Annotated in this window: 15 protein-coding genes and 1 pseudogene; 7 read left to right on the forward strand and 9 right to left on the reverse strand. The window is 72.7% G+C overall.

What is annotated here, in order from left to right; genetic code table 11:
• Positions 1-2: 2 nt before the first annotated feature.
• The 3 genes from NPS70_RS16820 to NPS70_RS16830 all read right to left on the reverse strand — a co-directional run bounded on the left by NPS70_RS16820 (position 3) and on the right by NPS70_RS16830 (position 5,306).
• A complete protein-coding gene (locus NPS70_RS16820) occupies positions 3-3,167 on the reverse strand; it encodes a caspase family protein (protein WP_374212015.1) in 3,165 nt (1,054 codons plus the stop codon).
• Positions 3,160-3,987, reverse strand: coding sequence for a hypothetical protein (locus NPS70_RS16825; protein WP_256525082.1), 828 nt, complete (start codon positions 3,985-3,987; stop codon positions 3,160-3,162). The genes NPS70_RS16820 and NPS70_RS16825 overlap by 8 nt, the downstream gene beginning before the upstream one ends.
• A gap of 884 nt (positions 3,988-4,871) precedes the next feature.
• The gene (locus tag NPS70_RS16830; protein WP_256525083.1) at positions 4,872-5,306 is read right to left on the reverse strand and encodes a YjbQ family protein; all 435 of its coding nucleotides are present in this window, start codon (positions 5,304-5,306) and stop codon (positions 4,872-4,874) included.
• A gap of 106 nt (positions 5,307-5,412) precedes the next feature.
• Between NPS70_RS16830 and NPS70_RS16835 the strand changes: the two genes are divergently transcribed.
• Positions 5,413-6,495 (forward strand): FAD-dependent oxidoreductase, encoded by a 1,083-nt coding sequence (locus tag NPS70_RS16835; protein ID WP_256525084.1) that lies wholly within the window; start codon positions 5,413-5,415, stop codon positions 6,493-6,495.
• A gap of 54 nt (positions 6,496-6,549) precedes the next feature.
• Here NPS70_RS16835 and mltG read toward each other — a convergent pair whose 3' ends face one another.
• A complete protein-coding gene (gene mltG / locus NPS70_RS16840) occupies positions 6,550-7,407 on the reverse strand; it encodes an endolytic transglycosylase MltG (RefSeq protein ID WP_256525085.1) in 858 nt (285 codons plus the stop codon).
• Positions 7,408-7,928: 521 nt separating this feature from the next.
• Between mltG and NPS70_RS16845 the strand changes: the two genes are divergently transcribed.
• The 3 genes from NPS70_RS16845 to NPS70_RS16855 are packed head-to-tail and all read left to right on the forward strand — an operon-like array spanning position 7,929 to position 9,174.
• Positions 7,929-8,492, forward strand: coding sequence for a sigma-70 family RNA polymerase sigma factor (locus NPS70_RS16845; protein ID WP_256525086.1), 564 nt, complete (start codon positions 7,929-7,931; stop codon positions 8,490-8,492).
• On the forward strand, positions 8,489-8,986 hold the full coding sequence (locus NPS70_RS16850; protein ID WP_256525087.1) for a transmembrane transport protein: 498 nt from the start codon (positions 8,489-8,491) through the stop codon (positions 8,984-8,986). Before NPS70_RS16845 ends, NPS70_RS16850 begins: the two co-directional genes overlap by 4 nt.
• Positions 8,983-9,174 (forward strand): hypothetical protein, encoded by a 192-nt coding sequence (locus tag NPS70_RS16855; protein ID WP_256525088.1) that lies wholly within the window; start codon positions 8,983-8,985, stop codon positions 9,172-9,174. Before NPS70_RS16850 ends, NPS70_RS16855 begins: the two co-directional genes overlap by 4 nt.
• A 164-nt stretch (positions 9,175-9,338) precedes the next feature.
• Here the strand turns inward: NPS70_RS16855 and NPS70_RS16860 are convergent, their stop codons facing one another.
• A complete protein-coding gene (locus NPS70_RS16860) occupies positions 9,339-11,168 on the reverse strand; it encodes an ABC transporter ATP-binding protein (RefSeq protein WP_256525089.1) in 1,830 nt (609 codons plus the stop codon).
• Positions 11,169-11,266: 98 nt separating this feature from the next.
• On the opposite strand from NPS70_RS16860, the gene NPS70_RS16865 reads away from it, so the two are divergent.
• Positions 11,267-11,719, forward strand: a complete 453-nt coding sequence (locus NPS70_RS16865) for a MarR family winged helix-turn-helix transcriptional regulator (protein WP_256525090.1) — start codon at positions 11,267-11,269, stop codon at positions 11,717-11,719.
• Positions 11,720-11,813: 94 nt separating this feature from the next.
• Here NPS70_RS16865 and NPS70_RS16870 read toward each other — a convergent pair whose 3' ends face one another.
• Both NPS70_RS16870 and NPS70_RS16875 read right to left on the reverse strand, forming a co-directional pair.
• Complete coding sequence (locus NPS70_RS16870; RefSeq protein WP_256525129.1) at positions 11,814-12,584, reverse strand: transposase family protein; 771 nt, start codon at positions 12,582-12,584, stop codon at positions 11,814-11,816.
• Positions 12,585-12,909: 325 nt separating this feature from the next.
• Positions 12,910-13,386: a hypothetical protein gene (locus NPS70_RS16875; protein WP_256525091.1), complete on the reverse strand. Its 477-nt coding sequence runs from the start codon at positions 13,384-13,386 to the stop codon at positions 12,910-12,912.
• A gap of 318 nt (positions 13,387-13,704) precedes the next feature.
• Between NPS70_RS16875 and NPS70_RS16880 the strand changes: the two genes are divergently transcribed.
• Complete coding sequence (locus tag NPS70_RS16880; RefSeq protein WP_256525092.1) at positions 13,705-13,938, forward strand: hypothetical protein; 234 nt, start codon at positions 13,705-13,707, stop codon at positions 13,936-13,938.
• A gap of 147 nt (positions 13,939-14,085) precedes the next feature.
• On the opposite strand, the pseudogene NPS70_RS16885 reads toward NPS70_RS16880, so the two are convergent.
• Positions 14,086-14,370 (reverse strand): annotated as a pseudogene (locus NPS70_RS16885) (transposase); the annotation flags it as partial.
• 79 nt (positions 14,371-14,449) lie between these two features.
• Here NPS70_RS16885 and NPS70_RS16890 point away from each other — a divergent pair.
• On the forward strand, positions 14,450-16,324 hold the full coding sequence (locus NPS70_RS16890) for a hypothetical protein (protein WP_256525094.1): 1,875 nt from the start codon (positions 14,450-14,452) through the stop codon (positions 16,322-16,324).
• Positions 16,325-16,349: 25 nt separating this feature from the next.
• On the opposite strand, the gene NPS70_RS16895 is transcribed toward NPS70_RS16890, so the two are convergent.
• On the reverse strand, positions 16,350-17,159 hold the full coding sequence (locus NPS70_RS16895) for an alpha/beta fold hydrolase (RefSeq protein ID WP_256525095.1): 810 nt from the start codon (positions 17,157-17,159) through the stop codon (positions 16,350-16,352).
• Between the last annotated feature and the right edge of the window lie 178 nt (positions 17,160-17,337).

The raw sequence follows: 17,337 nt of genomic DNA on the forward strand, positions 1-17,337 counted from the left end.
GTCTACCTGGGGTCGTGGCCGGTCCGGGCGCTCAGCAGGGCGAGTGCCCCGGACGTCGCCACGATCAGGCCGTCCGGGCCGTGCGAGCAGATTCCCGCCGGGAGCCCGTCGAGCGGCCAGCGGACACCGAGCCTCTCGGTTGCGTGGTGGGTGTCCAGCCAGCTGCCGTCCCGGTCGCCGCCAGCGACGACGAACCAGTCGGCCATCAGGTGGACGGCCCGGACAGCATGTCCGAGCGGTGGCACGGCGCCTGAGAGACGCGTGGTGCCCCCGACGACCGCGCAGGTGCCTGCGGCATCCACGATCACTGCGGTCTGTCCATCCGCGGAGGCCGCCAGACGCACGGGATTCGGGCACAGTGCCACCCTCCTGGGGGTCGCCGCGTCTGCGGGAAACCACTGGTGGACCACTCCGTCGAGAGTGGCGGCCCAAACGACCGGGTCCTCCCGCCGACCTGCGACAGCCAGAGCGACGACAGGCCTCCGGAATGCCTGGCCCGCCACCGAACCGATGCCGGAGGCGGAAACGGACAGCACCTCGACGGCTGGGCCGTCTGCCAGGGCGAGCAGCCCGGCCGGGTGCGACGCGGAGGGGCCAGGCATCTCGCCGGATCCCTCCCGCAGCACCTGATCGGCGTGCTCGGTGTCCGGCGCGGATCGGAACAGTGAGCCGTCCGGGAGGACGACCAGTGCGCATGCGCCGGCGGTGTTCCCGCTGGCCTCTCCGTCCCCGCCCCCCGCGGTGCCCGAGATCGCGTGCAGGTCCCTGACGGGCCCGAGACCCGACCGCGACGCCACCTGGTCGCCGGTACCGCCGTCCCACCAGATCAACGTTCCGTCGTCGTGAGCGGTGATGAGCGAGCCCGGTCCTGGCTCCCCGGCCGCCGACACACGGGTGATCGCATGGCGGCCACGGACCCCCGCATTGGCCCACACCACCTCCACCGACCCGGGGGGCGCGACGACGGGCCCTGCGGCGCGGGCCAGGTCGGTCAGGCGCCTCCGGGAGGCTGCGAGCGCAAGGGCGAACCGTCTCTGCTGCGGCGTCCCGCGCCGGGGCACGGCGTTCCATACGGCGGTACGTGCCGCTTGGTCCGCACCGCGCAGGGCTCGAACCGCTCGGGTCATGGTGGTGCGGGGCAGGGCGAGCAGGAACTCCGGATCGTCGAGGAGTTGCTGCGTACCGGTGGTCGGATCGGTCGCGGCGGCGGCGAGGACGGCGAGCAGGTGCTCGGGGATGCTCTCCCAGCCCCGTTCGCCCACACGAAGCTCGTCACGCAGGTGGCGCAGCACGGTACGACGGGGGGACTGCCCTCCTGATGGCAGCGGGTGACGCGGCCGCCATGCACTGTGGACCTGCTCCGCGTCCTCCGGTTCCGGGTGCGTTCCGGGTGCGTCCCGACGGACGAGGAGGGTCCGGAGGGCGGGCAGGCGGGCCGCCAGTTCCTGTGGCGACAGCGCCACCGGCTCCGCGCCGTCGGCGAGCCGTGAGGCGACTCGGGCCCAGGTCGGCACGTCGAGGAAGATATCGTCGCCGAAGGAGCACAGCGCGCTCAAGGTGTCCGCCACGGCTTCAGCGGACTCCGGGAGGACCTCCGTCAACGTGCGGCGGAGCAGGGCGTCGAGCCGGTCGACGGCAGCCTCGCGGGCACCTTCCAGGGAGGCACCTGCCCGGTCCAGGACGTCCGCCGCGGCGACCGCCGCCGCGAAACAGCCGCCGCAGGTCTGCCGCAAGGCGGCGACGCCACCGTCGGAGAGGTTTCCGCCGTAGGCGAGCCGGGTCCGCAGATAGGCTTCCACGGCCGACGCCCCCTGGTGTACCGGGTCGTCCAGGTCGAGGATCAGGTGGGCGGGCCGTCCCGGCAGCTGGCGAGCGGCGGCCACCACCGCCCGAAAGGCAGGCAACGCAGCAAGTGGCGCAACCAGCTCGGAAAGAACGGCGTCCGGCCCCCGGGCCTCGTCCAGGTGGTCGACGACCAGGCCGCGGACACCCTGGGGGCTGTGCCACCTGAGCTCGGCCAGCAGACCTGGAACGTCGGTGGCAGTGAGTCCGAGCGATCTGGCGATGTCGGCAGCCAGCCGGTCCGCCGTACGGCCGCGGGCGTCGACTGCTGTCAGGCTCAGGTCGCCGACCGGCAGGATCCCGTGCCTTGCCACCATGGGCAGCGACGCACGTAGTTCGGTGGTCGCGGTGCTGACCAAGCGACCCAGGACGGCGGTCTTGCCACTGCCGTGCGAGCCGGTGAGCCACAGGGGAGGGGCTGTCCCTGCCCCCGTCAGGTGGTCGAGGACAGTGCGCAGGGCAGCTTCACGACCGGTGAAATACCAGCCGGGTGACGCATCGTTGACCACTCCGCGGGAGGCCCGGCCCCAGCCGGGAGGCAACCACGTCGGGGGCTCGGACGGCATGTACCGCGGGTTGGGCAGTGCCCGGCAGCGCGGATCACCGTGACCGGCCACGATGCGGGCCTTCTGTTCGGTGCGGCTCAGGGCTCCCTGCACGGATTCCATCACCTGGGTCAGGTCAAGGTGCGGTCGCTCGGTGCTGGGGGTGGCGACGGCCTCCAGCGCGGTCGTGAAGGCCGTGGAGAAGACCGTCTCCAGGGCCGTCTCGGAGCGTCGGGCCGCCGCCACGACCCACAGGTCCAACTGGTCGTCGACGGCGTGGTGGCTTCCCTCCGAGATTCTGTCCAGCAGGGCCTGCTCACCACCGGGGGTGGCGCCGCACGCGTCAAGGATCAGCAGGACCTGGGCCAGGTCGCGCCGCCGCTGCAGCGGCTGGACGAGAGCGGCCGGGTACGTCATGGTATGACGGTCGATGTCCCATACATCGGCGGGCACCTCGCAGTCCGTCGGAGCCAGCCCCCAGGTGTTCCCCAACTGGAGGCCGTGGCCTGTGGCGTAGATGACCAGGGTCGCCGTTCGCGGGCCCGTGTACGAGGCGGCGCCCCGACTCCAGGCGTCCAAGGCGTTGCGGAGGTCGCTGTGGGACAGCGCGTCCCCGTCTCCCTCCGCGCTGGGAAACAACTCGGTCAGCCCCAGTGCGCCGAGGCTCGCGCGGACGGCCCGGACTTCTTCCGGCACCTTCTCCAGGTTCGCGAGCGACCCGCCATAGGTGGGGCGCCCTGAAACGCAGAAGTAAGCCGCCTTCCCCCCGCGCTCAGTCAAGTGCCACCTTCACCGACCGTGCCGTGCGGACGTTCTTCAGGTACGCGGTGACGTCGTGGGCGGTACCACGGGAGTTGGACGCGGGAAGATCCTGAATCCTGCCCGCGAACAGGCCGTGCAGTTCCTTGACGGAGGCGACGACGTCCTCCTTCGCGGCGACGTTGACCCAGGTATCGATGCCGACGGGCCAAGGAGCCTGGCTGACATCGGCGAACGGATGCAGTTCACGCAGCACCGGATACAGCCCCAGCGGGGACCCGAGCGTGACCAGGGTCGTCGCAGAGGTCGCCGCATGGGACCTCAGCCAGTCGTAGGCGACCACGCTTCCCAGCGAGTGGGCTATCACCAGACGAGGCCGGGCCTCCATCGCGGCGCTGAACTCACCCTGGACCGCGCTCCTGAAGTCCTCGTCGCGTAAGTAGCGGGCCACTTGCTTGACGAAACCGATGATCCCTGCGGCCGTGCCGCCGAAGAACCTGCGCGACTGAAGAACGCGAATCGCCCCCTGCACGCTCTGCGGGGCGTATCCCGCTTTCCCCCGTGTCTCGCGTGACGGGTCCTCGATCTCTGCGGCCAGTGCGACAAGGAGGTCCTCCTCAACCCCCGCCCGGACATCGCCGATCACGTACTGCCAGGTGGCGCCGGCCTTCCCGTCGTTGTACAGGTGCCCGTAGAACGCGCACTCCATGGTGATGTCCTCGACCCCCGTGAACCTGACGTTCCGCAGGCCCTCACGCAGAGCAGTCAACCAGGCAGTGTGCATCTCGTCACGACTCGATCTGTGGGCGAAGATCCCATGCACTGCGACAATGTCTGCCATACATCTCCCCGTTCCGTCCCCGTGCCTCGATGCCGCCCTTGAGCACACGGCACCATGCACGTCGTCGCCCACAGCAGCAGCGTCCGCGTCGCCCGTTAAGCAAATGAACACGCGGCCCGACACAGCACCAGGAGCCACCAGCCGCCTTCACACGGCGCCGTGAATGATCGAGGCCCCCCACGATTATGACCGTAAAACGACGTCACTACCGCCTCATTGCTCAATGAAGTACTCAATAGGAGCGAACTCGCGGACCGGAAAGCCGTAGTCAGGCAGCGCGTCGTGGGCGGCCAGAGCGTGAGGGCGCCGACCGGATGCATGGGACGCCGTGCCAAGTACCGGCCCGCCCACAGTCAGGGGTTGACGACGGCGAGCCCCTGCGCTGCAGGGCAGGTCCCGGGTCACCAGCGCCCCGGTTTCCGGTGCGGCGGCGAGACCGAACGCAGAGCCTCGACGCAGGCGTCTGCGGTCGCATTCGACCTCAATGAAGCGGAGGACATCCCAGCGCGCGCATCGGGGCCCGGGTCCCCGCCTGCCACAGACTGAAGAAGCTCTCGGCGGCGATATCTCAACATGACCCGATTCGCATCGCGCTCCGCCTCAGAGTCAACTCCTTCATCACGCGACAGTCTGCACGCGAGGTACATCCCCCGCCGTGGCCCGCGGGCGGTGGTTGACGGCAAGGCGTCGGCAACGAGGTAAGCCCGGTATCGGCCTGGCCGGCGCGCATCCGATCACCGCCCGGGTAGCCCGATTCGACGACCCCCACGACAGACCACGCCAGCCGACTGGGGCGGCCGGGCGGGCGCATTCGGGTACTCACTTCGCGCCGTGCCCGGCGGCGCCTTCTCGCCCTGCCGCCGGGTCGGCCACGGCCAGTGCGGTCAGCCCGCGCCACCGCCCAGGAAGCTCAACCGCACCTGCCGCTCCGGGTTGTCCTTGTTCGTGTCGACGAGGCACACCGACTGCCAGGTCCCCAGGTGCAGGCGGCCCCCGACGACGGGGAGCGTGGCGTGCGGGGGGACGAGTGCGGGCAGGACGTGGTCGCGGCCGTGGCCGGGGGATCCGTGGCGGTGCTGCCAGCGGTCGTCGGCGGGCAGCAGTGCGTGCAGGGCGGTGAGCAGGTCGTCGTCGCTGCCGGCACCGGTCTCGATGATCGCGATGCCGGCCGTGGCATGGGGGACGAAGAGGTTGAGGAGGCCGTCGGCGCCCTCCGCGTGGCGGGCGAGGAACCGCTCGCAGAGACGGGTCAGATCGGTCACCGTCTCCGCGGAACCCGTGGTGACGGTCTCGCTGGCGGTCGTGAAGTGTCCGGGCATGCCCCCATCCTGCCCCCGGCCGGCTCCCAGACGCGCGCCGACCGGCGGGGCACCGGCAGCAGACGGCACCGGGAAGAGGCGGGCGCGCGTCGCGGTTGGGAGAGGTGTGAACGGACTCGACGGGCGTGACGTGGACGTGGTGGTCGTAGGCGCGGGGCAGGCGGGCCTGTCGGCCGCCTACCATCTGAGCCGTGCCGGGCTGCTGCCCGGGCGCGAGGTGCTCACCCTGGACCACGCCCCGCGCCCCGGGGGCGCCTGGCAGTTCCGCTGGCCGTCGCTGACCTACGGCAGGGTCCACGGCATGCACGCCCTGCCCGGGATGGAGCTCACGGACGCGGACCCGGAGCGGCCCTCTTCGGAGGTGATCGGGGCGTACTTCGCCGCCTACGAGGAGCGTTTCGCGCTGCGTGTGCGGCGCCCCGTGCAGGTGCGCGCCGTGCGGGAGGGCGGGGGCGGCGCCCTGGAGGTGGAGACCTCGCAGGGGCTGGTGCGCACCCGAGCCCTGATCAACGCCACCGGCACCTGGGACCGGCCCTTCTGGCCGCGCTACCCCGGGCAGGAGACCTTCGCGGGGTGGCAGCTGCACACGGCGGACTACCCCGGGCCCGAGGCGTTCGCGGGACGGCGGGTGGTCGTGGTCGGCGGCGGGGCGTCGGGGACGCAGCATCTGATGGAGCTGGCGGAGGCGGGGGCGGAGACCACCTGGGTCACGCGGCGGCCGCCGGTGTTCCGGGAGGGCCCGTTCGACCTGGAGGCGGGGCGCGCCGCGGTGGCTCTCGTCGAGGAGCGGGTGCGCCGGGGTCTGCCGCCGCGCAGCGTGGTGTCGGTGACGGGTCTGCCGCTGGGCGACGCGGCGCGGCGGGCGCGCGCCGCGGGCGTGCTGGAGCGTCTGCCGATGTTCGACCGCATCGTGCCGGAGGGCGTGGTGTGGGACGACGGCCGCAGGGTCGGGGCCGACACGATCCTGTGGGCCACCGGCTTCCGTGCGGCGCTGGACCATCTGGCGCCGCTGCGGCTGCGTGAGCCGGGCGGCGGGATCCGTATGGAGGGCACGCGTGCGGCGCGTGACGAGCGGGTCCATCTCGTCGGGTACGGGCCCTCCGCCTCGACGATCGGGGCCAACCGGGCGGGACGGGCGGCGGTGCGGGAGGTGGTGCGGCTGCTGGCCCGGGTGCCGGAGGCCGCGTGAGGCGCCGGGCCCCCGCCGTGGCCACCGCCCGGGCAGGGTGTCCCCGCCGGGCCGTCACCCTCCGGAGCGCTCGGTGGCCCGGCGGGCGTTGAAGTCCGCGACGTTGCGCTGGTGTTCGGTGTAGTCCGCGGTGAAGCGGGTGTCGCCCGGCCCCACGGTCACGAAGTAGAGCCAGTCGCCCTCCGGCGGGTCGACGGCCGCCCGCATGGCCTCCTCGCCGGGGTTGCCGATCGGTGTGGGCGGCAGCCCGCGGCGCGCGTAGGTGTTGTAGGGGCTGTCGATCCGGGTGTCCTCGGCGGTGGTGTCCAGGGTGCTGCGGTCCAGGGCGTAGTTGAGCGTGGAGTCCATCTGGAGCGGCATTCCGGCGTCGAGGCGGTTGCGGACGACCCGGGCCACCTTGCCCATGTCGGAGGCGGTGGCGGCCTCGGCCTGGGCGATGCTGGCGATGCGGACGGCCTCGTAGGTGCTCAGGCCCCCGCTGCGGGCGTCGGCGGCGAGCGCCCCGCTGCCGAGGCGCCGGTTGGCGGTCTCGACCATGTAGGCGAGCAGCCCCGCGGGGGTGGTGCCCTCGTCCAGCGGATAGGTGGCGGGGAAGAGGTAGCCCTCCGGGTTGCCGGCCGCGTCCCCGGGGAGGGGCAGCCGTGCGGTGGCGGCGGCGGCGCGGGTGGCGCCGGGCTGCTGCCCGAGAGCCGTGTCGACGGCCGCGTAGACCTGCCCCGCCCGCCATCCCTCGGGGATCACGAGGGTGCGCACCGGTTCGGGGGCGGGCTGCTCCCCCTCGGTGCCGCCGGTCGGCAGGAAGGGCAGCAGGACGGCGGTGGCGAGTGCGGCGACGGTCAGGGTCAGGGCCAGGCGGCCGCGGCGGGTGAGGCGTACCCGCGGTCTCCCGCTCCGCGGACGTGTCGTCGTCATGCGGGCAGGCTAGCCCGTTCGCCAGCTTTGTCCTGGTATGAGACGGGATCCGACACGCGGGGCGGGAACAAGCGAACGCTCGATCGGTTGTTCCCCAGAACGTGTGGTCGCACGGAATCCCCTTGCCCGATGACTCACCGGGAGCAGATGCTTACCGTGCGCAAGCGGCGGGCTGCAGACCCCGACTGCGCAGTCCCACATCAGCAGTGACGCACAAGGAGTACGCGCACCATGAACCTGATCACCGATCTGCTCGCCGGCGTCGTCCACTTCCTGGGCTGGCTCATCTGACGTTCGGCCGGCACGGCCCGGGCGACCGCCCCGGCCGATCGGTCCACGAGAGGCGCCGCCGCTCCCCGTCCCACGGGAGCGGCGGCGCCGTCGTCGTGCCGGGGCACGGACACCGGCACCAGGGCCCCGCCCGAAGCCGTGGTCGAGAGGTGGGATCCTCCTGCGACCGGCGTTCGGACTGGACGCTCAGGGTTGCGTGAACCTTTCCGCCCGGGATGCCGACTGTCTGTGTGACGGACGGTGCGGAGCAGGGAGGCGTGGTGGCAGGCGAGGAGTTGCTGGTGGTGCGCTGCCAGCTCGGGGAACGGGAGGCGTTCCGTGAACTGGTGGCCACGTGGCACCCCCCGCTGTGGCGCTACGTCCGGGGCATGGTCGGCTCGCCGCACCTCGCCGACGATCTTGCTCAGGAGGCGTGGGTCGCCGTGGTGCGCGGGCTGCCGCGGCTGCGGCAGCCGGAGCGGTTCGCCCCCTGGCTGTTCACCATCGCCCGGCGCACGGTCGCCGACCTGCTGCGGCAGACGTACAGGGCTCCGGAGACGGCCATGGAGGAAGCCCGGACCGTCCTCGCCGAGGACGAGCTCGGCGGCGTGCTCACCACCATGCAGATCGAGGCGGGTCTTGCCGCTCTGCCGCCCCTGGAGCGCGAGGTGCTGATCCTCTTCCACCTGGAGGACCTGCCACTGGCCTCCTGCGCGGAGGTGCTCGGCGTACCGGCCGGCACGGTCAAGAGCAGGCTGCACCGCGCCCGGCGCATGCTGCGCAACCACCTGGCCGAGAAGGGATACGAGGCATGAGCGAGCAGGACCGCGCAGGGCAGCGGGCCGTGCCCGAGCAACTGGAGCGCGCGCTGGCCGCGGAGGTGTCGCTGCGGTCCCGGCTGCGCCACGTGGCAGTGGGCCTGGCCGGGGGATGCGGAGCGGCCGTGATCGCGGTGCTGTGGGCCACCGAGCCGCATCCTCTGCCGACGCGCACCCGGGCCGCCTTCGCCACGATGATCGCCATCGGGCTGGCCTGGGCGGCCTTCGCCGGCTGGGTGCTGAGCAGGCGTCGGCCGCTGTTCGCCCGGGACCGGGTGCTGGCCGCCCGCATCGCACTGGCGGCGACCGCCGTGACCGCCCCGGCCGGGGTGGCGCTGGCCGCGGCCCGCGGCAGCACCGCCGACCTGGTGGCCACCGCCGCGGGCGGGGCCGTCCTCACCGCCGCCGCGACGCTGACCCTGGTACGGGCGCGCCGCCGCCGGCGCGAACTACTGCGACTGCGCGATGCCTTGCGGCAGGACGCCCCGTGAACGACCGCATTCGCCAAGCCGAGATCACCCCGACCATCAGGGAGAAGCACATGAACGACAGGATCCCTCCGATCGGCCCCCTGGCCCTCGCGCTCCGCCACCGCGGTGCGAGCAAGCGCACCGTCCTGGTCGTCGTGGCCCTGGCCTGTACCGCCCTGCTGGTCGGTGTCGGCGTGCTCCTGACGTGAGCCTGCGGCCCGGAGCCGAGTTCCCCCCGCTGAGACCTCGGTGACACGCACCCGGGAACCGAGTGTCACCGGGCAGCGCGCCGGCCCCCTCCGCGAGGAGCGGTGACCTGGATGCGCGGCCTCCGTTGATCACGACGTCGGCCAGGCCCCGGCCCCGGGAGCCGTCACCCCACGGCGGCCTCCGCGGGCGGGCGCCCCTCCGCGTCCCTGCGTACCAGCGCGGCGTAGCGGCCTCCGGCGTCCAGCAGTTCGGCATGGGTACCGCGCTCGGCGATGCGGCCGGCCTCCAGGACGACGATCTCGTCGGCGTCGCGGACCGTGGAGAGCCGATGGGCGATGGTGATGGTCGTCCGCCCCGCGGAAAGAGCCTCGACGGCCCTCTGCACGGCCTGCTCGGTGCGGGTGTCCAGTGCGCTGGTCGCCTCGTCCAGGATGAGCACGGGCGGGTCCCGCAGGATCGTGCGCGCGATGGCCAGGCGCTGCTTCTCACCACCGGAGAAGCGGTAGCCGCGCTCGCCGACGAGGGTGTCGTACCCGTCGGGCAGGGCGGCGATGTGGTCGTGGATCTGGGCGGCCCGCGCGGCGGCCTCGATCTCCGCGTCGGTCGCGTCGGGTTTGGCGAAGCGCAGGTTGTCGGCGACGGAGGCGTGGAAGAGGTACACCTCCTGGGAGACCACCCCGACCGCCCGGGCGAGGGTGTCGAAGTCCAGGTCGCGCACGTCCACGCCGTCCAGGGTGACGCGGCCGCCGGTCACGTCGTAGAGCCGCGGCACCAGGTAGCTGAGCGTCGACTTGCCGGACCCGGTGGCGCCGACGACGGCGAGGGAGCCGCCGGGGGGCACCGTCACGTCGATGGCGTCGAGGGTGGGACGGTCGGCGTCCGGGTCGTAGGCGAAGTCGACCTTCTCGAAGCGCACCTCCCCCGCCACCGCTTCCAGGCGAACGGGCCGCTCCGGCTCGCTGATGTCGACGGGAAGGTCGAGGTACTCGAAGATGCGCTGGAAGAGGGCGAGCGAGGTCTGCATCTGCACACCGGTGGAGAGCAGGCTCACCGCCGGGCGGAACAGGCCCTGTTGCAGGGAGACGAAGGCGACGAGGGTCCCGATGGAGATCGCCGGCCCGCCGCCCTGGAGGGCGATCCCCGCGGCCCAGTAGAGGAGCGCGGGCATGGCCGCCATCACGATGCCGATGGTGGCCATCCGCCAGCGCCCGGCCATGCTGGAGCGCACCTCCAGGTCGACCAGCCGCTCCGACTCCTGGGCGAAGGCGCCGGTCAGCGAATCCGCGCGCCCCATGGTGCGGCCGAGCAGGATGCCGCTGACGGAGAGCGACTCGGTGACCGTGGCCGCCATCGCGGCCATCTGCTTTTGGCGCCGGGTGGTGATCTTCTTGCGCTCGCGCCCCACCCGTCTGCTGATCCACACGAAGACGGGCAGCAGGAGCAGTGACACCACCGTCAGCCGCCACTCCAGGGCGAGCATGGCGAGGACCGTGGCCACCACGGCGGTGAGGTTGGAGACCAGGGAGGTGGCCGTGGAGGTGACCGTGGCCTGCATCCCGCCGATGTCGTTGGCGATGCGCGACTGCACCTCGCCGGTGCGCGTGCGGGTGAAGAAGGCCAGCGGCATCCGCTGGAGCTGCGCGTAGACGGCGGTGCGCAGGTCGTGCATGACCCGCTGGCCGACCGTCGTGGAGATCAGGGTCTGGAGCACGCCGAAGACACTGGTCAGGACGGCGGTGCCGATCATGCCGAGTGCCAGGAGGCTGAGCAGCCCCGTGCGGCCCTCGGGGATGGCGGTGTCCAGGATCTCGCGCAGCAGGAACGGCGAGGCGACCGAGACCAGCGAGGAGGCCCCGACGAGGAGCCCCACGACGGCCAGCCTCCCCCGGTAGGGCCGGAACAGGCGCAGGATGCGCGGCACGTCGGCGGGCGGCTGGTCCGGGGTGCGCGGGGGCGGGTTCCACTCGGGCTGTCCGGTGTCGTCGGGGCGCAACGGTCTCCTCGGGGCAGGGGCGGGGCGGTGGGCCCGCAGGGAGGTTAGCTCACTGTTACCTCTCTTCACAATGAACGGGGTCCTGATATTGTTCCCGCATGACGACACCGGACGCGGACGGAGTACTCGCCGAGCAGCTGCTCAGGCTCACCCGTCGCCTGCACCGCACCCAGAAGCGCCAGCTGGCGGCGGCCGGGCTCGCCATCACCCCGGCGCAGTTCAGGCTGCTGCGCACGGTGGCCCACTGCGACACGCCCCCGCGGATGGCGGACATCGCCGCGCGTCTGGAGGTCGTCCCGCGTGCGGTGACCAGCCTGGTGGACGCCCTGGAGGAGAACGGCTGCGTGCGCCGGGTGGCCGACCCCGCCAGCCGGCGGGTGACCCGCGTGGAGCTCACCGACACCGGGCGGTCGGCGCTGCGGACCCTGCGCGAGGCCCGGCGCGCCGCCGCCGAGGACGTCCTCGCCCCCCTGACGGCCGCCCAGCGCGAGGCGCTGGGCGGCCTGTTGTCCACGCTGGTGGACGGAGCGGCACCGGGACCGGACTGCTGAGCAGGTGCGGCGGGCGGGCGCCGCGGCCGCTCCCCCAAGGGGTGTTGTAGAAGGTCCGCTTCGGGCAGGCCGAATTGGCGTTTGAGCTGGTGATTCACCGTGCCATGACGCGGTTGTGCATGGCGGCGACGGCCTGGACGGCATGGTGGAGGCCGTCGCCTCGCTGTCGGCAGTCGCGCAGGATCTTCCAGTTCTTCATCCGGGCGAAGGCGTGCTCGACACGGGCCCTGACCCGTCGGTGCTCGGCGTCGTCCTTCTCCTGCCCGTGCAGAAGAGGGCGCCCGGCTCTCTTGCGGTGCGGGACGATCAGACCGGCGCCAAGGGAGGCGCCATCGGCGATCACCGTCGTGCCCGCCGCCATGGCGGGCAGGTCCGACTCGCGCCAGACATGCGCGTCGGCCGTGTTGCCCGGCGCCGGCCGAGCCGCCGCGATGACCAGGCGGCTGTCGGCATCGATGATGACCTGCACGTTCGCCGAGAACCGGTAGTTGCGGGACGAGGCGCCCACCTTCCGGTCGCGGACCGGGATCAGGGTGCCGTCCACGATCCACAACCGGTCCGTGTCCGCCACCGGCCGCGCATCCGGCTCGAGCGCCAGCAGCGGACGGAGCCACTGGATGACCCGGCAGACCGTGGCGGGCGACACCCCGAACAGGCGCGCGAGCTGCCGCATGGCGAGGTTCGTCCGGTAGTGCACGGCCAGCAGCAACACCCGGTCGGGCAGCCACGGACACCACGGCCGGCCACCACCCGGCCCGTTACCCCCTCGCTCCCGAACCGCCTTCACCAGCTTCACGAACCGCTCCAACCGCAAGCCCGTGAACGTCTCCACCCACACCGGCTCAGCCCGCAACACCCCACCCATACAGGCAAAATGCCCAAGACTGAGCCTTCTGCAACACCCTTCAGTCGGGTCACGGTCGGCACCCAGGGCGGTCAGCAGCCCGTCGAGGGCCTCGCATTCGCCGGGGTGCCGGATCAGGTAGGAGCCGAGCAGGGCGCGGACGTCGGGGAGGGCGGACGGCGTGTCAGAACCTCGCGGGCCGCCGTAACCTGTACAGGTCACGCCGCAACCTGTGGCGCCAACCGCTGTATGAGCGCGGCCCGGTCGGCCCGCGCGGGACGCTCGCGCTGGTTGACGGCGATGCCGTGACCTTCACAGAGGGCGGAGCACTGTCGCGGTGCGAAGGTCAGTTGTTCTTCAACTGAGTGTTGGATGCGCCGCCCGAGGACGAGTTGTACACCGCCACCCGGATCTTCGCCTTGCGCGGGATGTTCAGGTTCTCCCACCAGTGGGTTTGGCCCGGCTCCAGATACCAGTTGATCAGCAGCACCTTCTTGCCGGTGGTGGTGTAGTAGTACACCGTGTGCTGCGTGGTGACGTTGAGGTCGTTGCGGAGGCCGACGTAGTTCGAGGACGTCGTCCTGGGGTGGAAGAAGGTGTACGCGTTCAGGGACAGCGAGTTCGTATGGTATAACGCCGCCGCGCCACTGACCCCGCCGTCGCTCTTGACGTACCGATTGCAGTCGGCGAAGTACCACGACGTGGCCGTATCCGAACTACATACCATGTTCCCGGCGTGCGCAGCGGGCGCTACCGCGAGGGTGATCACCGCCATCGCCGAGGCGAACGTACCGACAAGCGCGGAACGTATCGGGAGCTTCACAGGCAAACCCCTTCGGACGTGATCATCGACAGGAGTTCTACTCTAGATCGTGCTCGCCATCGATGAAATGCCGCGTTCACAGCGTCTCCTTCGAGGATGCCCCGTCCGCTTCGTGCCCCTCGCCCAGATGGAGATCGGCGCGAAGACGAACGAAACAACGCACTTCCGGCCGCTGCTGGCGCCGCTGGACCTGGCCGGCGCCGTCGCCAGCCCACCAGCGAACGCGAGACCCGTGAGAGCGTCTATGCCGTCACCATTCTCGACGCCCACCAGACCGGCCCGACCGACCTGGCCGCCGCGATCCGCGGGCACTGGGCAGTGGAGAACTCCTCGCACCCCATCAGGGACGTCACCTTCGCCGAGGACGCCTCCACCGTTCACACCGGAACCACACCCCGCGCCATGGCGACCCTCCGCAATCTGGCCATGGGCGTGCTGAGAACCCTCGGAGCCGACAACATCGCCAAGACCACCCGGGCGATCCGCGATGAATCCGAACGAGCGCTCCCCATCCTGGGCATCATCAACAACATGGACACCCGGGGAACTTGACCAATCCCTGCTTGCGTGGCTGTGAACGCACTTCGCTGTCCGCAGGTCACCTGGACTGGCTACGGCTCGTCGGCCGCGTCCCGTCCGATATGAGGACGCCCTCACTGAAAGAGTGTTCCATCCCAGCGAGGGTGTTCGGTAAGGGCGTCAGGTATCGCGCCAGTTCGGGGTGGTTTCCCGGGTGAGACGGCGGCTTATCAGGGCGACCATCGCGAGCTTGATCATGGTTTCGGAACGGTGTGGGTGGGTTGCGTAGTCGCGGGCGAGACGACGGTGGTGTTGCATGAGCCAGCCGAAGGTCCGCTCGACGACCCAGGGCCGCGGGAGGATCTTGAAGCCCTTCTGGCCGGGGTCGCGCTGGACGACTTCGACGTCGATGCCGAGGTGGGCGCCGTGGTCGATGACCTCGGTGCGGTAGCCGGTGTCGGCCCACCGAACACCCTCACTGGAACAAGACGCTCTTGGGGGAGCGGTCGCAGCCCCGTGGTTCGCCGATGGCCATAATGCGCGGGTGACCACGCTTCCTGTGCCGTTGCCCGCCGAGCACATACCCCCCGGGACCGCCGCCTGGCGGACCCCCGACGCCCGGCGCTGGCTCGCCGCCGCGCCCGCCCGGTGGGCGCATCCCCTGTGGGCGCTGTCGGCCCTGACCGCCTCGCTGGTGTGGGACGTGGCGGCGTCTCCCGTCGCCCCCTGCACCTCCGCCGCCCCGTGCGGGACCGACTGGCCCGGCATGGGCCTGGCCACCGTCATGCTGCTGACCCTGTACTGGGTGTGGCGTCAGCCGCGGCTCGCGCTCGCGGGCCTCGGCGTCACACTGGCGGCATACGCCGCCGAGGGCGGCTTCGCGGCCGCGTTCGGTGAACCGTCCGCGCTGGCCTTCCTCGCGGCCGCGGCGTTCACCCTCACCGGGCTCGTCCACCGGCTGGCCGCCGCCGGGCGGCAGCGGGCCTGCGCCACCGAGGCGTCCGGAGGGGTCGCGCATCCCCTGCCCGCCCGCGCGCAGGGCTTCCGGCGCGGCCGGCTCTCCGTCGTCCTGGCCACGCCGCTGCTCCTCGCCGCGGTCTTCGGCTGCTGGCAGGCCGGGCAGGTCGCCGGCGCCTACGGGGAGCGGGCCGCAGGAGCCACGCCCCTGTCGGGACGGGTCACGGCCCTGGGGCAGCACGAGGACGTCGACGTCCTGACGGTGGAGGCCGGCGGGCGCACCCACCGCTTCGAGACGGCCTTTCCCGAGGACTTCCCCGTGGGCAGCCGGGTCGACATCGTCGTGGACGGCGACTGGAAGGCACTGGTGGCGGAGCCCTACGACGCCCTGGGCTGGGAGCTGCTGGCCGTCGCCGGCTCCGTTTCGGGGCTGGCCTTCCTCGCGAACGGCCTGGCCGGGCGGACCCGTTCGAAGCGGCTGCGCCGCGGGCCGCAGCCGGTGCTGCAGGTCCTGGTGCGCGAGGACGACGCCGACGGCCGCACCCGGGTGTTCGCGGCCGACGACCCGGAGGGCCTGCGGCCGATCCTGCACTTCCACTCGCTGTACGCCTTCGGGGACGAGGAGGACGAGGACGGCCCGGGCGGCGCGGACGACGGTACGGCGGCCCCCGCCGGGCTCGACAGGGTCGCGGGGATCCTCGGCGGCGAGGCCCCTCCCCCGCCGCTGCGGCAGGCCGTGCTGTTCGGCGCCCCCTGCACCGGCGCCGAGGTCGCGTTCGTCGCGCTGGGAGACGCGGACGAGCCCGAGGCGGCGGTCGAGTGCAGTGTCAGCGGGGTGCGGCCGGCCGTTCCGGGACCGTTGGAGCGCGGCCCGGGACCTCTCGGGCGGAAGAGCCCGCGGCGGCCCTGGGAGGAGATCGCCGCGGGTCTGGGGCCGACGGAGGAGCCCCGGGCGTGGGCGGCCGACGGCTTCTCGCGCGCGGTGGGCTGCGGCCTGCTGCTGGTGCAGGGCGGCGGCATCTGGGCGGGGCTCGACGAGGGTCCCTCGTGGCGCTGGCTGTGGCTGGCCGTGGTGCTGCCGTGGATGGTGACGGCCGTGGCGACGGCGGTCGGCTGGCGTGTCACCGCCGACCGTGACGGGTTGTGGGTGACGGGGGCCTGGCGCGTGCGGCGCGTCCCGTGGAGCGCGATCGTGTCCGTACGGCACTCCGAGGACGGCATCCGCGTCGACCGGGCCGAGGACTCCTCCGTCGACCTCTCCCCCACCGGCTGGGCGTGGCTGGAGCGCCGTCTGGGCCGGGAGCCGCATGCGCTGCGCGCCGCGGAGGAGCTGCGGGTGCTGCTGCTCCGACCGGAGCTGCGGCCCTCGCGGGAGGCGCCGACGGGTCGGCAGGGCATGCCGGTCGGGCCGCTGCTGGTGGCGCTCTCGGTGCTGTGGGGCGCGGCGGTACTGCTCCTGTGACGAGCCGGCCGGCGGCGGGAGGGGCTCAGCCGGTGCGGAAGGCGCGTCGGGCCGTGTCCCGGATCGCGTCCGCCAGCGCCTGCGGGGCCGCGAGGTGGGCGGAGTGCCCTTGCCCGGCGAGGGTGACGACGGTCGCGTCCGGCAGCGCTCCCGCCAGGTCGGCCAGCCGCTCGCGCAGGTGGGCCGGGCTCCTGTCGCCCTCCACCAGCGTGGTCGGCAGATCGAGCCGCCGGAACCGGTCGACGCCGACCCCGAGCGCGTCGACCGCGTCGATGTCGGCGATCTGCGCCGGCAGCCCGGCGGTGAGCCGGGACCTCCTCACGGGATCCGCGAGCAGCCGCTCGACCCGTTCCGGGGGTTCGCGGACGATGTCGCGCAGCTGGATGCGCACCGCCCGGCCGGGGTCTCCCGCGGCGAGCGCCGCGCGGGCGCGCACGGCCGCCTCCGCCCCGACCGGAGACCGGGTGGGCACCGGGGGTTCGTAGAGCAGCAGGCCGGCCCAGAGGGCGGGCGCGCGCACGGCCGCCTCCAGGGCGGCGACGGCCCCGGAGGAGTGGCCGACCAGGAGCACGGGCGGAGCCAGGCGGCGGGCGAGCGCCGAGAGGTCCGCCGCCTCGACGGCCATGGAGTGGCCCGCCGGAACCCCCGCCCCGGGGGCGTAGATGCGCCGGGTCACCCTGACCACCCGGAAGTCGTCCGCCAGCCACGGGACGACGGCGTCCCAGGACGCGGCGCTCCCCGCTCCTCCGTGGACGAGCAGCAGGGGCGGCCCCGACCCGTCGTCGAGCGCCGTGACGGACTCCCCGTCGGCGGAGGGTGCGCGCAGCTCGGCCATGCGCACCAGTCTGCGCCCCTCGGCCGCCGCGCACGCAGGCGGTACGGCCTCCTCGGCCCGGTCGGCAGGCCACCGGGCACCTGCCGCCCCCGCTCCGCCGTCCGCACCCGGTGCCGCGGTGGCGGGGCGCGGCGCGGCGCGGCGCGGCGCGGCGCGGCGCGGCGCGGCGCGGCGCGGC

It is taken from the genome of Streptomyces sp. C10-9-1 (assembly GCF_024497955.1).
GTDB classification, from domain to species: domain Bacteria; phylum Actinomycetota; class Actinomycetes; order Streptomycetales; family Streptomycetaceae; genus Streptomyces; species Streptomyces sanyensis.

Bases quoted from the DNA above. Each gene is read 5' to 3' on its own strand.
- NPS70_RS16825 (WP_256525082.1), bottom strand. From the start codon at position 3,987: ATGGCAGACATTGTCGCAGTGCATGGGATCTTCGCCCACAGATCGAGT.
- NPS70_RS16830 (WP_256525083.1), bottom strand. From the start codon at position 5,306: ATGCCCGGACACTTCACGACCGCCAGCGAGACCGTCACCACGGGTTCC.
- mltG (WP_256525085.1), bottom strand. From the start codon at position 7,407: ATGACGACGACACGTCCGCGGAGCGGGAGACCGCGGGTACGCCTCACC.
- NPS70_RS16850 (WP_256525087.1), top strand. From the start codon at position 8,489: ATGAGCGAGCAGGACCGCGCAGGGCAGCGGGCCGTGCCCGAGCAACTG.
- NPS70_RS16865 (WP_256525090.1), top strand. From the start codon at position 11,267: ATGACGACACCGGACGCGGACGGAGTACTCGCCGAGCAGCTGCTCAGG.
- NPS70_RS16870 (WP_256525129.1), bottom strand. From the start codon at position 12,584: ATGGGTGGGGTGTTGCGGGCTGAGCCGGTGTGGGTGGAGACGTTCACG.
- NPS70_RS16895 (WP_256525095.1), bottom strand. From the start codon at position 17,159: ATGGCCGAGCTGCGCGCACCCTCCGCCGACGGGGAGTCCGTCACGGCG.